The 14,561-nt window shown below is 54.5% G+C and carries 15 protein-coding genes; 7 read left to right on the top strand and 8 right to left on the bottom strand.

What is annotated here, in order from left to right; all coding sequences use genetic code 11:
* The first annotated feature begins 844 nt into the window (after positions 1–844).
* Positions 845–1,048, top strand: coding sequence for a hypothetical protein (locus tag GN112_RS33845; protein ID WP_176603541.1), 204 nt, complete (start codon positions 845–847; stop codon positions 1,046–1,048).
* Positions 1,045–2,133, top strand: a complete 1,089-nt coding sequence (locus GN112_RS13665; RefSeq protein WP_155310734.1) for a HAMP domain-containing protein — start codon at positions 1,045–1,047, stop codon at positions 2,131–2,133. Before GN112_RS33845 ends, GN112_RS13665 begins: the two co-directional genes overlap by 4 nt.
* An 89-nt stretch (positions 2,134–2,222) precedes the next feature.
* Here the strand turns inward: GN112_RS13665 and GN112_RS13660 are convergent, their stop codons facing one another.
* Positions 2,223–3,737 (bottom strand): TonB-dependent receptor domain-containing protein, encoded by a 1,515-nt coding sequence (locus GN112_RS13660; RefSeq protein WP_162458928.1) that lies wholly within the window; start codon positions 3,735–3,737, stop codon positions 2,223–2,225.
* An 11-nt stretch (positions 3,738–3,748) separates the two neighbouring features.
* Positions 3,749–4,489, bottom strand: a complete 741-nt coding sequence (locus tag GN112_RS13655) for a TonB-dependent receptor plug domain-containing protein (protein ID WP_162458927.1) — start codon at positions 4,487–4,489, stop codon at positions 3,749–3,751.
* Between the two features lie 347 nt (positions 4,490–4,836).
* Here GN112_RS13655 and GN112_RS13650 point away from each other — a divergent pair, with 347 nt between their 5' ends.
* The 4 genes from GN112_RS13650 to GN112_RS13635 all read left to right on the top strand — a co-directional run bounded on the left by GN112_RS13650 (position 4,837) and on the right by GN112_RS13635 (position 6,973).
* The gene (locus GN112_RS13650; RefSeq protein ID WP_155310731.1) at positions 4,837–5,094 is read left to right on the top strand and encodes a GntR family transcriptional regulator; all 258 of its coding nucleotides are present in this window, start codon (positions 4,837–4,839) and stop codon (positions 5,092–5,094) included.
* The gene (locus GN112_RS13645; RefSeq protein ID WP_155310730.1) at positions 5,088–5,240 is read left to right on the top strand and encodes a hypothetical protein; all 153 of its coding nucleotides are present in this window, start codon (positions 5,088–5,090) and stop codon (positions 5,238–5,240) included. Before GN112_RS13650 ends, GN112_RS13645 begins: the two co-directional genes overlap by 7 nt.
* A gap of 139 nt (positions 5,241–5,379) precedes the next feature.
* Entirely contained in the window at positions 5,380–5,718 is a 339-nt protein-coding gene (locus tag GN112_RS13640; protein ID WP_155310729.1) for a helix-turn-helix domain-containing protein, read from the top strand.
* Positions 5,708–6,973 (top strand): type II toxin-antitoxin system HipA family toxin, encoded by a 1,266-nt coding sequence (locus tag GN112_RS13635; protein WP_155310728.1) that lies wholly within the window; start codon positions 5,708–5,710, stop codon positions 6,971–6,973. The genes GN112_RS13640 and GN112_RS13635 overlap by 11 nt, the downstream gene beginning before the upstream one ends.
* 57 nt (positions 6,974–7,030) lie before the next feature.
* Here GN112_RS13635 and GN112_RS13630 read toward each other — a convergent pair whose 3' ends face one another.
* From GN112_RS13630 to GN112_RS13605, 6 genes are all read right to left on the bottom strand, one after another.
* On the bottom strand, positions 7,031–8,230 hold the full coding sequence (locus GN112_RS13630; protein ID WP_155310727.1) for an ABC transporter substrate-binding protein: 1,200 nt from the start codon (positions 8,228–8,230) through the stop codon (positions 7,031–7,033).
* A gap of 153 nt (positions 8,231–8,383) precedes the next feature.
* Positions 8,384–9,175, bottom strand: coding sequence for an ABC transporter ATP-binding protein (locus GN112_RS13625; protein ID WP_155310726.1), 792 nt, complete (start codon positions 9,173–9,175; stop codon positions 8,384–8,386).
* 2 nt (positions 9,176–9,177) lie between these two features.
* The gene (locus GN112_RS13620; RefSeq protein ID WP_155310725.1) at positions 9,178–10,293 is read right to left on the bottom strand and encodes a FecCD family ABC transporter permease; all 1,116 of its coding nucleotides are present in this window, start codon (positions 10,291–10,293) and stop codon (positions 9,178–9,180) included.
* A 4-nt stretch (positions 10,294–10,297) separates the two neighbouring features.
* Positions 10,298–11,134, bottom strand: a complete 837-nt coding sequence (locus tag GN112_RS13615; RefSeq protein WP_162458926.1) for a class I SAM-dependent methyltransferase — start codon at positions 11,132–11,134, stop codon at positions 10,298–10,300.
* Between the two features lie 13 nt (positions 11,135–11,147).
* Complete coding sequence (locus GN112_RS13610) at positions 11,148–13,226, bottom strand: TonB-dependent receptor plug domain-containing protein (RefSeq protein ID WP_162458925.1); 2,079 nt, start codon at positions 13,224–13,226, stop codon at positions 11,148–11,150.
* A 185-nt stretch (positions 13,227–13,411) separates the two neighbouring features.
* On the bottom strand, positions 13,412–14,140 hold the full coding sequence (locus tag GN112_RS13605) for a helix-turn-helix domain-containing protein (RefSeq protein WP_162458924.1): 729 nt from the start codon (positions 14,138–14,140) through the stop codon (positions 13,412–13,414).
* Positions 14,141–14,146: 6 nt separating this feature from the next.
* Between GN112_RS13605 and GN112_RS33590 the strand changes: the two genes are divergently transcribed.
* Positions 14,147–14,506 (top strand): hypothetical protein, encoded by a 360-nt coding sequence (locus GN112_RS33590; protein ID WP_162458923.1) that lies wholly within the window; start codon positions 14,147–14,149, stop codon positions 14,504–14,506.
* Positions 14,507–14,561: the final 55 nt, after the last annotated feature.

The following is a 14,561-nucleotide window of genomic DNA, read 5'->3' as shown; positions in this document are numbered from 1 at the left end:
CACAGGCAAAAGTGTTTAACCCACTGTATCCAAATACAATTAAGCTACGCGGTCCGATCCCGCCGGGGAATACCGAAACCTTCGTGGTTTGGATGTGATCCATGCAACCGGTTTGCCTGAATGCGTAAACGGTTCATGGGCGCAATGGTTGGTTTGGTGCAGAATATAAAGAAGAACGGCTTCGGCCGTCAATTGGTTAAGTAGACATATTGAATTGACCGATGGATGTCAAGCCATTACGACGGAAGGGCCAGGGCAATCGCAAGTAACTCAGGTTTCGCGGAATCGCTATCGAAATCGACGATGTATATTGGAATCACTGGTTGACAAAAGGGCGATAGACATCCCGTCTGCATGTCTACGTCCCATTTCTTTTCGATTTCGATAGCGATTTCGATTTGGATCAGAGTTAATGATCCGTACGCGATCGCCCTGTAAATCACATCACATACCAAGGTTACATGCGATTGCCCTGACGGAAGGGCAAGTTACAAAACAGACCTGCAGTACTCGGTGAATAATTGTGCCCAATTGCGCTGGATTGTGGGGCGTCTACAAAGCGCCGGTACCGGTGCATATCGGGGAATATGTTCCGGTGCCGGCAACGCGGTAGACGGGTACAAAGACAAGCAGGATGATATTTTGTTTGCTATTTTCCAGCGTGCCGAAAATATATGGACAGCCGATGCAATCTTCACGTAGTATAACGGAACGGCCCTCCTGGGAAACCCAGGCCCCGTTGACCGTCCGCCCGGCGGACTTCAAGCTGCCTGCCAGCGGGCAACGACTGGCAGATGGAACGGGAAAAAATTGAGAACGTCTGCCGCGCCTGTCACGGCGATTCATGGATCAACGACTTCTCTACCAGGGCTTCGACAAGGCGGTGGAGGAGTACAAGGAGGTCTACTTCAAGCCGGCCAAGGCCACCCTGGACGATCTGTACGGCAAGGGCCTTCTGAACAATGGCGCCTACTTCGACGAACATTTGGAACGGCAGTTTTACGTATTCTTGGCAGCCCCGACCAATCTGCTGCAGGAGAGATCATGACCACCGCCCCCCGTTTTCGTCTAAAATTTGGACTCAAATTATTTTTAAGCCATTTCCTGGCCGTTCTCCTGGTATCCGGCAGCATCGGCACGTTCTTTTACTTCAACGCCATCGACAGCCTGGTCCAAAGCCTGCGTTCACGCCTGCAGAACAGCGCCGCCTTTCTAAGCCAGGGCATCGATGCCCGGAATCTGGAAGACATCCGCTCGGCCGACGATGTCAAAAACACCGTCTATGTGGACACGCTGGGCAAACTCCGCCGATTGCGCAGGTCCAACTCCGACATCGCATTTCTCTATATTATGCGTAAAATTGATGATCGTATCGTCTTCGTGGTCGATTCCGACGAGACCGACCAGCAGGCGTTGCCGGGTCGCGAATACACCAAGGCCCCCGATCTGTTGCGATCAGGTTTTACCGCACCTTCGGTGACAGACAAACCCTATCGCGATGAATGGGGGGTTTTCCTCTCTGGCTACGCCCCGTTACGCAATGGCGACGGCAAATACCTGATCGGTATTGATATGCGCGCCGACGAGGTGGATCGCAAACTACACGAGATCCGTTTGACCGGTCTGCTATCGCTCTTGGCCTCCCTCCTGCTGGCCCTGATTTTTGCCCTGTATTTCTCCAAAAACTTGACCGGCCGTATCAATCCGATGATCCGGCGCTGTCAGCAAATCGCCATGGGTCGGTTCGATGGAACCATCACCATGCGCACCTTCGACGAATTCGACGAGTTGATCGCAGCCTTCAACACCATGAGCGACGAGTTGGTCCAGGCTCGCACCCGGGCCGATCGGGCCATCACCGACCTGGAACACGCCAGGGACAATCTGGAAATTCATGTTCAGGAACGGACCCGGGATTTGAAAGATGCTCTCGAGAAGGTCCAGGTGCTCACCGGAATGTTACCGATCTGCAGTTCCTGCAAAAAAATTCGCGATGACAAAGGATACTGGCAGCAGGTGGAGCAGTTTGTGTCCATGCACACCGGCGCCCAGTTTTCCCATGGTCTTTGCCCGGAATGCGCCAACCGGCTGTATGGGGACATTTTAAAGCGGGACGATCCGCTATCCGAATAATCGTGGGCCATCGGGTACCAGGAGAATCTGAACGCCGTGAGCAGGATTTCAATCTGCCACGGTCCAATCCATCCACTGCATAGCTGAAATCATTTCTTTCCGATATCGATGTCCAACACTCCCAAATTGCTTTCAATGGAAAAACTTCTCACCGATTTGAATCCGCATTGCACCATCGTTTCGGCAATCATACCCTTGGGAAAAATCATGTCCATGCCGGAAAGCTCATAAAAAAGGAAATCACAGATGTGATCGCCCGGTCGGGTTCTTTCGTGAGAGGCTTCATTATGCAGTGACATAAAAACACCGCCGGGGTTCAGGCCATTATATATTTTTCCAATGATTTCGTTGAGATGAATCTTCGCAAAATACAGGGTTCCGCTGGCAAGAATCAAATCGTAACCATCGCCGATTGCATCGGCCGTGTAATCGCCGGCCATTACCGACACGCGATCGCCGGCGTCATATTCATGGATGAATTCCCGGCTGATATCGGCAACCGGCGGCAGGTCGAAGACCACCCCGGTCATGGTTTCATGGGCGGAAACGATGGCCATGGCGTAAAACCCCGCCCCTCCCCCCAGATCAAGCATCTTGTTCATCCGCGGAAATTCAGGTAATGAACGCACGATTTCGGCAATCTTCTGCGCAGGTCCGCAATACTGGTAGGCGGAAGCCTCCCGGGTAAACGCCACCCAGTTGGTATCATCGACCCGGCCTGCTTGCTCGCCGGGACCGCTCTTCAAAAGCGCCTGCATTTGTGCCGGCGATTGGAACGATTCATACCAATCGTGCACCCGGCAAAAAAACGTTCCCAGGTACGCGGGGCTCGATGTGACCATGAATTCATTGCTCACCCCGGTGTTGGCAAACAACCCGTCGTGCTTCTCTATGAGACCCATGCCGACAAGGGCGTTGAGAAAAAGTTCCGTATTTTTTGGATGAAGGTTAAGCCGTTGGGCAACCGAAACCGCCGCAACCGGTTCAGACAGGCAGTCGAAGACATTGCATTTGATTGCCGTAACCAGGACCGCGCCTTCAACCTTCATTTTCAGGAAGCGGTAGATGGTGCCCCATGAGTGTTTGATTATCGGAAAGGGTTTCATCTGATCGTAGCCTTCGTACTCATCATATTCGGCATCGGTCCAGCCAAACTGCGCGGTGATATCGTGTCCTTTGAGCGGTCTGGCCATCATCTCGACTTCGATCCCTTTACTATGGGCCTCACCTGCGTTGGAGGCCACGAAGACATAAGGCTCGGGCATGCTGTAGACATGCATATCCTCGATATCCATATAAAATACTGCCATATTAAAAGTCAAGCGATCGTCGAGCCATTGAGTCTTTGTCCCGAATTCATAATCGATGGAGATCTGCTCATCAAATTTCGCGCGCTCTTTCACGGTATCATAAGGGTTTAGACCGCCTGCCAGATATCCTCTGCTTATGCTGGCATAAATCATGGCGTTATCCATTATGTGCCAGGAAAGAGTACCCTTGGGGAGAAGTGCGCTCCAGTCATCCTCGATATCATAAGCTATTTTCGTTGTCTGATTAGTATCAAGGCGGGTCTCCGTATACCGAAAGTTCAACTCCTTGTACACCCTTTCGTATCTTAACCCTGCTGTAAAATGAAGTCCTTCGATGGCAACCAGTTGAGAAGAACCTTTGTTCGCCAGCTTTCGTTATCATCGAAAGTATCCTCCCCGGGGTAGTGGTTTTCCATGAAGCCTTCCGTTTGGCTCCATGAACCGGAAAGACCCAGAAAAAGACGATCCTGCACAATTGGACCGTCCGCATAAGCCTTGACCTTGTAGGTCTCATTTTCGGCATATTCGGCAGTAACCTTTGCATCCACCAGATTATTCGGTCGCTTTGAAACAACATTGATAATGCCCCCAATGGCGTTTTTACCATATAATGCGCCTTGGGACCCCCTGAAGACCTCGACGCGCTCGATATTGTTTAGATCGGCATCAAAACTATACACATGGTCATGGGGAATACCGTCAATGTATATGATGACAGGATTTTTATAGGTAAATTGGCTTGGTCGTATTCCTCTGAATATGGTTTCCCCCCCAAGAAATGTTTCACCAAAGGTCATGTTAGGTACCCGATTGATGACTTCACCGATTTCGTCAATACCGGCATCCTCGATCACTGTCTCAGTGAACACCGTTATTGCCGATGGAATTCTCTGGACTTCTTCCTCTTGCTTCTCCCCAGATACAGTGATCGTCTCCAATTGTATTAATTCCGATTGATCATCTTGTGCAAAATCTGGTGTCGCCCATATCATTCCACTCACAATGCACAGTAGCCAGTAAATCCCTGCTGATTTATGCCGCAGCATAATATCCTCCCATAATTTCATTTCCAAGAAAAAGCCCTAAGAGCCTGTGTGAAGATTCTGGATCATGCCTGATAAAAAGGCGGAAAGGGGCTCCAAAGCGGGTAGCGGGCCTTAGACAGAGTTTTTAATCAGGCGAACAACTATATGCATAGGGAAGCAGTAAATACTATCACAGGCGTCCATTTATTTATCAACAGTGTCCGTTTTTTCTACGCATGCTCATTTTGGCGCTAATGAGGAGGGGACACGCCCAAAAAAACCGAAAGATCAATGTAGAAAGCCCCATACATTCCGATCAGTCTTTGTTTTAGGCTGCCGGAAAGATTGTCATAATATAGTATGACAATATGAAGTTAACCCGAAACCAATCGAACCCCTTGGGCGTCAAGGAACAGATCAAGCGGCAAATCAAAGGCTTGATCGAATCCGGCAGCTTGAAGGCCGGTGCGCCGATTCCTCCCTCCCGGGATTTGGCGCTCACCCTCGGCGTTAACCGGAACACCACTTGGGCCGCTTACCGGGAATTGACAAAAGAGGGCTGGTTGAGCACCACGACGGGTTCGGGAACGTATGTGAACCAGATGAAAACCACAGTGACATGTTGAAGACATGTACCGTGGTACTGGCCTCGCACTACGTTTACGAACGCTTCAAGGCCATCGCCGGCCAGGAAATTGAAATCATCAAGGTGGCGCTGGTCCCGGATCCAGCAGGAATAACAATGGTGCGGGAGTACCTTGCCAGCCGCTGACCGGCATTGAACGAAACACCGTATCCACGGATATAAGAACCATAACTTTCTTGACAAGCCAATGGATATTCATTACCCATGGTTTACACAAAGGTCATAAAAGCCATTTATGACCTATATATGAACCAAGGGGAAAGCGATGCCAAAATCCATCCCACGGACGTATTCACGCTATAGCCGCGATGCGGCCACGCTCCTCGGCTCATTGATCCGCGAAGCGCGCACGGAGCGCAAGCTCACCGCCCAGGAATTGGCCGACCGCGCCGGTATTTCCAGGAGCATGCTGCAGCGCATTGAAAAGGGTAACCTCAAATGCGAAATCGGCGCCGTCTTCGAAGCGGCGGCCGTCCTTGGTGTCAGGCTGTTTGATGCCGATGAAGCCACACTGACCAAACATTTGCGTCAAAGCAATGAAAAGCTGGCGCTCCTGCCAAAATCCGTGCGCAAGAAATCCAAGGCGGTGAAAGATGACTTCTAGCGCCGGGAAAGAAGCCTTTGTCTGGATCTGGCTGCCGGACGAAACCGAGCCCGTGGTGGCCGGGCGGCTTGAAGCGGATAACGGCAATATTCTGTTCAATTACGGCAAAAGCTACCTGAACCGGATCGGAGGCGGCAATCCCGCGATCGCGATCTATGAACCTGAGTTGCCCTTAAGGGCCGGGGTCTTGCCGTTGCCCGAGGGCATGACCATGCCCGGCTGTATCCGGGATGCCGCGCCCGATGCCTGGGGCAGGCGTGTGATCATCAATAAGAAGCTGGGGGTTAAAGGCGCGGGTACGGACACGGGCGAACTCGATGAGTTGACCTACTTGCTGGAGTCCGGATCGGACCGGATCGGCGCGCTCGATTTTCAGCGATCTCCCACCGAATATGTGCCGCGTACATCTGAAAACGTCAGCCTGGAGGAATTGATCGAATCCGCCGAACGGGTCGAAAAAGGCGAGCCCCTCACACCGGAACTGGATCAGGCGTTATTCCATGGCAGCTCCATCGGCGGTGCGCGGCCCAAAGCCTTGATTCAGGACCGGGACAAAAAATACGTGGCCAAGTTTTCATCCAGCTCCGACTTGTACAGCGTCGTCAAGGCCGAATTCATCACCATGCGTTTGGCCGCAATGGCCGGGCTGGAAGTAGCGCCGGTAAAACTGACCAGGGCGGCAAATAAGGACGTGCTCCTGATCGAGCGTTTCGACCGCGTGCCCAAGGATGACGGGTGGACACGCAAGGCCATGGTCTCGGCCCTGACGCTGCTTGGCCTGGATGACATGATGGCGCGTTATGCCAGCTATGAAACGTTATCTGAAATCATCCGCCACCGGTTTACCGATCCGAGGCAAACGCTGAAGGAGCTGTTCTCCCGGCTCGCTTTTAACATCCTGTGTGGCAATACCGATGACCATGCGCGAAACCATGCGGCCTTTTGGGACGGCAAGGCGCTGACCCTGACGCCTGCCTACGACATCTGCCCTCAGGGCCGCGCCGGCAACGAGGCCTCACAGGCCATGCGCATTGCCGGCAACAACAATCTGAGCCAGCTTAAAACGTGCCTGCAAACCGCACACAACTTCCTTCTTTCCGAAGAAGAAGCCCTCGAAATATTCGGCAACCTGATGGCTGTCATCCAACAGCATTGGCAAACCGTCTGCCAGAAAGCCGAGTTGAGCGACGTTGATCGGAAGCTTCTCTGGAGACGGCAGTTTCTGAACCCCTATGCAACAGAGGGAACCCTTTAACAACGAGCAGCTTCGCCTCCTTGTATAATCCCTGTATAATCAGTTTCGCACTTTCCTCTATCTGTACGTCCAGTCCATCCACTGCACGGCGCGCAGCTTTTCAGCCGTTTGCTCATTCACACCGTAAACATTGCGGTAGAAGTCGATCAGCCAGTCGGCCAGGTCGATGTCGAAGAACCGGTCCGGATAGGCCGTCTTGGCCATGACCATGATGTCGATGGGATACTTCAGGCGTTTATCGCAATTGCAGGGAGTAAAAGACAGGGCGGCCACACGGTGGTTCTTGACCGCCGTCATCTGACGCAGATCGGCATAGTACGGGGCCTCAACCAATTCCTGGGGTGGATGGTAGCCCCAGGCGGTGGGCAACAGGATGGCATCGGGCGCAAGGGCCAGGATCTGCTCCGTTCCCAAAACCTTGAAGTTACCGCTTTCCTGGAAGGCGTTGACCCCACGAACGATGTGTTCGAGCAAAAAGGTATCGGTGGTTCCCCTTCCGACGGCCATACCGGCCCCACCAGCTTCCCGCGACTTGGGGGAAAGCCCTAACAGCAGCACCCGGGTGCGCCGGGCTTCGGGGATACTGCCGGTTCGCCGGCTAACGGTGTCCACCTGGGCGCGGAGATATCGGACCAGCGTGGAGGCCTTCTCTTCTCTATCGAACAATTGGCCGAGGATCTCTATCTCGTTGTATAGGGTCGCCAGGTCTGGTGCGTCGTAGGTGTTGGGACTCTTCAAAACGACGACGGGGATGCCCAGGGACTCGATCATCCGAATGGATTTGGCGACCTGGTCATCGTCCCGCCAATGCCAACAGGAGCCCACCCGGATAATCGCAAGGTCAGGATTCAGGCTTGCGATCTTTTCATAATTGGGTGCGCTGTTCCATACCGCGATCAAGGGCAAATCGGCGATCCAGGGGTTCAACAAGGTGACGGTATGCATGCCTTGCGCATAGTCCCGGGTTTGCTCGCCCTCCAGCGGGAAAGAAAAACGATAATCTTTTTGGGTGAGGCAGGAAGAGCCGACGCCGACCAAGCGTTTCTGAACGCCGAAAACGGTCATGACGCCCTCGATGAATCCGTCGCTGATGGTGACCACCCGATCGATGCGCGGGGGGAGGGTTACGCGAACTCCCCGGCTGTCGACAATGCTGCACAAATTGGTTTGGGAAGGCTTTGAGTCGGCGGCATGGCTGCAGATAGGCGTTGCAATCAGGATGACGAGTAAAACGATCATTCTTCCGTTAATGCGCATGAACAGCTCTCCTCATAAAATCATTATTCCAGGTCCAAGGCCGACCGTCGGGCCACCTCGCGGAGCAGTACCAGTTCACCTTGCTCCCATGCAGAGCATGGGAACCAGACAACTCGTAAAAAAGTCGTTGTTCCGACGGATTCGTATCAGCCATTATTCCAGATCAAGGGCCGACCGCCGGGCCACCTCGCGGGGCAGTACCAGTTTGAGTTCTCCCGTTTGCCCGACGCTGCAACTGCCCCCATAGATCGTATCCAGGAGCCTGTGATTCAAGATCTCCATGGGATCGCCCTGGGCGGCGATCCGTCCATTCTGGATGACCACCATCCGGTCGCAAAACCAGGCCACGTGGTTGGGGTCGTGGGTGCAGGCCAGGATGGTCGTGCCCCTCTCGGCCATTTCCCGCATCACCTGCCAGATGCGAATCTGGTTGTTGAAATCCAGGGCCGAGGTGGGCTCGTCCAGGACCACCAGGCACGTCTCCTGGGCCATGGCCCGGGCAATCAGAACCAGTTGACGCTGCCCGTTGGACAGCTGATTGTAGGGCCGGTCCGCCAGATGGTCAATTGCCAGACGCCGCAAGGCATCGAAGGCCTTTTGTTTGTCCATTGCGCCGGCACCAAAGATGCCGTTCAAATGCGGCGTGCGCCCCATGAGAACGACCTCCTTGACCAAAAAAGGAAACGGGGGGCGATGCTGCTGGGGAACATAGGCCACCTGCCGGGCGATCTCCTCGACCCGCAGGGACTTGACATCGCGCCGGTTCAATACGACCGATCCTTGATGAAAGGCCAGAAACCGCAGGCAGCATTTAAACAGCGTGGTCTTGCCGCATCCATTGGGGCCGAACAGCGCGCATAGTTCGCCTTCCGGCACATGGAAGGAGACCTCCTCGAGGACATTCCCGTTCCCATAGGAAAAATACAGATTGTTTACCGTCAACATGATTACGCACCAAACGCGGTCTTGCCCTTGGCCCTGATCAGGAAGAAGAGATAAGGCGCACCGGCAATGGAAGTGATGATTCCCACGGGAATTTCGGCACTGGTCAGGGTCCTGGCCAGGGTATCGCAGACGATCAGGTAGCCGCCGCCCAGAAGGCTGGCCAGGGGCAGTACGAAACGATGATCGGGCCCGGCCGTCATGCGGGCGGCGTGGGGTATCATCAGTCCCACCCAGGCGATAATGCCCACCACCGAGACGGCCAGGGCGGTCATAAGGGTCGCCAGGGTCAATAGCAGCAGCTTGATTTTCTCCGGGTTGACGCCCAGGGAGCGGGCCTCCTCGTCCCCCATGGACAATACATTGAGTTTCCACCCCAGGGCCCAGGAAAGGAAGAAACAGCCGGCGATGATGGGCGTGATCAGCCGCACGTCATCCCAGGTCACATAGTAAAAGCCACCCATGAGCCAGAAGACGATTTCCCGCAGGGCGGCATCCTGGGCCACGTATTTCATGATTCCCACCAGGGCCGAAAACACCGACCCCACCACGATTCCCGCAAGGACCAGGGTGATGGTCGGTATGCGGCCCCTGACGCGCGCCATGCCGCAGGTACAGATCACCGCGACGGCTCCGCCGGTGAAGGCCAGCACCTGCACCGAAACCGGCAGCCAGGGAAAGACAATGCCGACGGCGGCCCCGAAGGCCGCGCCGGAGGAAACCCCGAGGATGTACGGTTCGACCAGGGGATTCCTGAAGCACCCCTGAAAAATGGCGCCGGCCGAGGCCAGGGCCGTGCCCACGGTGATGCATAGCAGCACCCGGGGCAACCGGATTTTCCAGACAATGGTGTTGAACAGCGGGTTGATCGCGGATGCGTTCTCTCCGCGGATCAGATGTGCATCGAGCACCGCCAGGATGTCCGGCAGACGGACCGCATAGGCGCCGCAGGAGATGGCCAGGCCGGACAGAACCAGCAGCCCGGCGATCGCCGCAACCAGGAGCCAAATCTTGTTGGTCACGGCAAAACAGGCCGTTGCCGGGACGGCCTGCGCCTCGGCGTCTGTCCCGCCAGTAAAGACAGCCGGAACGCCTTCGCCTTGGGTCGTATCGGCCTTCATGCGGTTAGGCCTTTTCCCACCACAGTTTCATGCTCTGCCATGTATAGGGGAGAATTACCTTTCCATTCTTTTTCTCCACGATTTTTTTATAGTAGGCCTTGAGCGCGGACGCCTGTTCCGCGGACAAATCGGGCATGCGCATCATGATATCCGCGAGTGCATCGTCCAGGCTGTCGTAATAATGATCCATCCGTCCGGGGAAAACATCCACATGGGGATAGATGCCCATCTGATAGAGGAGGTTGAAAATGATATCCGCCTGGGGCATTCCCGGGTACTCCCGGTCAAAAAGAGTCTTGAAAAGATATCGGGATTCCCGATCCCACGAAGACGGACCGGCAAACCACAAGAGAAAGACATAGCCTTGCGACACCCGCTGCATCTTTTCGATGGCGGCCCGAATGTCAGGCATGCCCAGGGAAAAGGAGGCGATGACCAGATCGTAGGGTGGCGAAAGGTCCTTTTTCTCGTCGACCTCCTCCCAGCGCTTATGGACGCAGTCGACGTTCCGCAGTCCGAATTCGTCGATGTTCTCATGCAGCACATCGGCCATGGCGCCGGCCGGCTCCACGGCGGTGATGTGCGCCACCTTCGGCGCAAGGGGCACCACCAGGGTACCGGGGCCGGATCCCACATCCAGAATGCGGCAGTCCTTGTCAACGGGCAGCCCTTTCAGGATATCGTCGATCACCTCCCGGGCATCCAAAACCATCCGCCAGTAGTTGCGGGCCGAGGCTTCGTTATTCCACGCCCGGGCGCAATCGGATCCGCCCATGGCCGCAACCGAGGCCGCCATTCTTTCTTTCCATACCTCGCCCCAATCCATTTGCTCTGCTGCCATATTGTTACTCCTCTTAAAACTTGAATCCCAGGTTGACGCCAAACACCCGATCAGTCGCCGGCACCAGATACTGCTCTTCGTATTCCGCATCGAAAAGGTTGGTCACGTATACCTTGACATGGGCCTGCTGGTTCCAAAAGCGCTGTTCCACGGCCAGGTCCATGGTGGTGAAGGCATCGATCTCTTGGTTGAGGCTGGTCTTCCGCTTGTCCACATACCGGACGTTGGCCAGCAAAATGGTATTTTCCAGCACCGAGTAGTCGACGCCCAGGGTGGCCTTATGGCGAGGAAGCTGGTAGTGGTCGTCGTAAAGCTGATCCTCGGGCACCCGGGTGTCACCCAGTTCAGAATTCTGATAGGTGTAATTGATATAGCCGTTGAGCCGATCGAACAGGCTGAACCGCAATTCCGCCTCCACGCCCTGCAAGATCAGATAGTCGGCATTGAAGACCGCATCTTCGATCCGGCCGGAATACAGCAACGGGTAAGGATCGCGATTGAACATGATGTAGTTGTCGATTTTATAATAGTAATATCCCATGCGCGCGGTGATATCCCTGGCAAGCTTCTGGATAATGCCGCCTTCGTATTCCATGGCGGTTTCCGGGTCGATGAAAAGGCCGGTGGGCGCCCCCATCCAGGTAAACTCCATGCCGGTGGGGATGCGAAAAGCCTTGCTGACATTGACATATCCCGTGGTTCCGGGCCGGAAGGTGTAGTTCAATCGTGATTTGGGAGACCAGGCATCCATGTCCTTGGTATAGTCATCGTACCCGGCGAAGTCGATGTCCACATCCATGTCGACCCGGTCGTAACGCAGTCCAAGGGCCAGGCTGAGCTTGTCCGTGACCTGCCAGATATCTTCTATAAAAGCCGCCTGGTGAGTAATCATCTTGGTCTGGGGGACATGCCACTCCTGCCCCAATGCGTATGCGTTGTATCCAATCTCATACTCCCGTCCTTCCATTCCGATGGTCACGTCATGCCGGTCAAGGAGGGTAAAACGGTCGTGAATGATCCACCCCCAATCCTCGAAATTGACATCCCATGGGTAGTCATAGAAGAGACCATAGCTGGAACTGTAGTTGTAATGGCTGACGTCACGAAATTCCTCGGATTTATAGAAATGAAGCTTCCAGTCTCCGATGGGTGAGGGCTGCTCGAAAAACAGGTCGAAATACTCGGTCTCGCGTTCCTCGAAACTGTCGCTGCCCGGATAATTGATGCTCGATCCGGAAGTCGCCCCTTCGACAATCGGGTAGTCGCTGTCATAGAGGTCACCCACCAGGGCGTTATCGGGATCATTGACCACATAGGGTTCCTTTTCCTGGAAACTACCCTTGTAGCCAAAGGTCAATCGGCCGTCGAAGGGAAAGGTGTACGAAATGCGACCATTGACATCCTTGAGTTCGTATGCGCTGTTTTTCAGGAATCCGTCGGATTCCCGATAGGCTCCGCCAAAAGCATAGCCCAGGGCATTGACATTGCCGGCCACCCCGGCCGAGTACTTCCGGGTGCCGTATTCGGAGATATCCGCCGTTGCCTGAACCTCCGGCCGGTTGTCGGCACGGAAACTGCCTTTTTTGGTCACGATGTTGATCGTTCCGCCGATGGTCTCTCCGTACACCGCCGAATGCCCGCCCCGGACCACTTCCACACGTTCCACGTTTTCGAGGGTCAGGGAGTTCCAATCCACCAGCTTGTCCCAGAAGCCCCCGGCATTGCGGATGGGCCGACCGTCGATACGCACCAGGATCCGCCTGGCCCCCATGCCCCGGATCTTGACCACATCCTTGCCGTCGGACAGGGTCGAGTCACCCCGCTGAATGTCAACGCCGGCCATGCTCTCCAGAATATCCTGAACGGTCTGGGGTGTCTTGGCGCTTTCATAGGTATCGATCACGACGGTGGTGGCCGTGGGATCGATGGCGATCCCGGTGGCCTCCCCCTCACGGTCCGAAGTGACGACGATTTCGCCCAGCTTGTAAGTTTCCGGCAAGGCCCTATCCGAGTTCTCATCCGATTCGGCAACTGAGGCCAGCATGGGCAGCAATATCAACAGACCCGCAGCCAGGATAAAAGGTTTTCCCATAAGCGGTCTGCGCAATAACCTTAAAAAATGTATCCGTTTTTCTCTCATCCGCCACTCTCCCTTTCCCGTTTGTTCGCTACGCCGTGGGTTTAGCCAGAAAGTTTATCTTTCTATCAAACACCCGGACTGTAGTCTTTCATCAGATGCACGATTTTTTGTATTTACCGCACTTCTTGGGGGCGGGATCAAAGTTGGCCGGCAACGATCAAACGGAACAGATTGAACGCGTCCTGATCATTATGCCGTCGTGCAGAATCGAGTGGCGGGCAAACAGAACGGCGCAAGGAATCGAACTTGGCAGGTGTACATTTCCGAAAGGTTTTGGGCGGAATGCCGAACTGTTTGACAAAGGCGCGGGTAAGATGGCTGTGGCTCTTGTAGCCAGCAGCATAGGCCGCCTCACCGATGTTCAGGCTTCCCTGGGCCAGTAGCTGCAAGGCCTGGTCAAGTTTTTCCCGGCGAAAGACACCGAATACGCTGTCACCATATCGTTCCCTGAACCGCTTGTTGAGTTTGTTGCGGTTCATCCCGGCAATCCGTGCAAGGGTGTCGAGGTCCGGAGGATTTTCCAAATCGTTCAACAGATGAAAATGGGCCGCCTCGACACCGTCCCGCTCCTTTTTGCTAAAAGCGTTCCTCGATTCGGTCTTGGCTCCGCCATGGGCAAGGGCTATGGTAATCAATTCCAGAGATTTCCCCTCCAGGTACATCCGACCGAGAACACCTTGATAGGGACAATTCATGATCCCCTGGACAACAACAGCCATCTCCGGGCTGGTTGATGCGAGTTGGCCAATTGGCCTGGCCTTCCCCGATTTCTCCTGAAGTACGGAAAGGACTGGTGCCGGAAGTCCGTTCCATTGCGCCTCGGGATAAAAGGTACGCAGAAAGTCGGCGGTGATATAGATGGTCATCGATAGATGGTCCTGATCGCCAACGCCTCGCATCTCGCCATGGCAAAAGGGAAAATGGTTGACGGCAAATTGACCGGCCCCGGCAATACCTTCCCGTCTGTCCGCATGACTGCATACAATACGGTATTTTCTGGTACCGCGAATGTGGAAGTGCAACTCCAGCGGCACGTCGCCAAAGGCAAACTCGACCTTCGGCATCCTGCGGGCCGCCTCCCGACTGACGACCAGATCGAACCCGGGCCGCAGATTAAGGCAACCGAAGCTATCCTGATCATCTCCCTGCCACTGAAAATCTGTTTGCCGCGGTCCTTTTATGGAGCCCTTCCGGTCGGTTTGCTTTTCAAGATTGATAGTTACCTGCATTGAGCAGCCCTTTCAAGGTAGCACTAAAAGACCATTCATAACTGGATGAACTTATTAA

Source organism: Desulfosarcina ovata subsp. ovata, assembly GCF_009689005.1.
Classification (GTDB): domain Bacteria; phylum Desulfobacterota; class Desulfobacteria; order Desulfobacterales; family Desulfosarcinaceae; genus Desulfosarcina; species Desulfosarcina ovata.
Note: the sequence above shows the minus strand (reverse complement) of the source record. Positions and strands in the feature narration are given on the sequence as shown.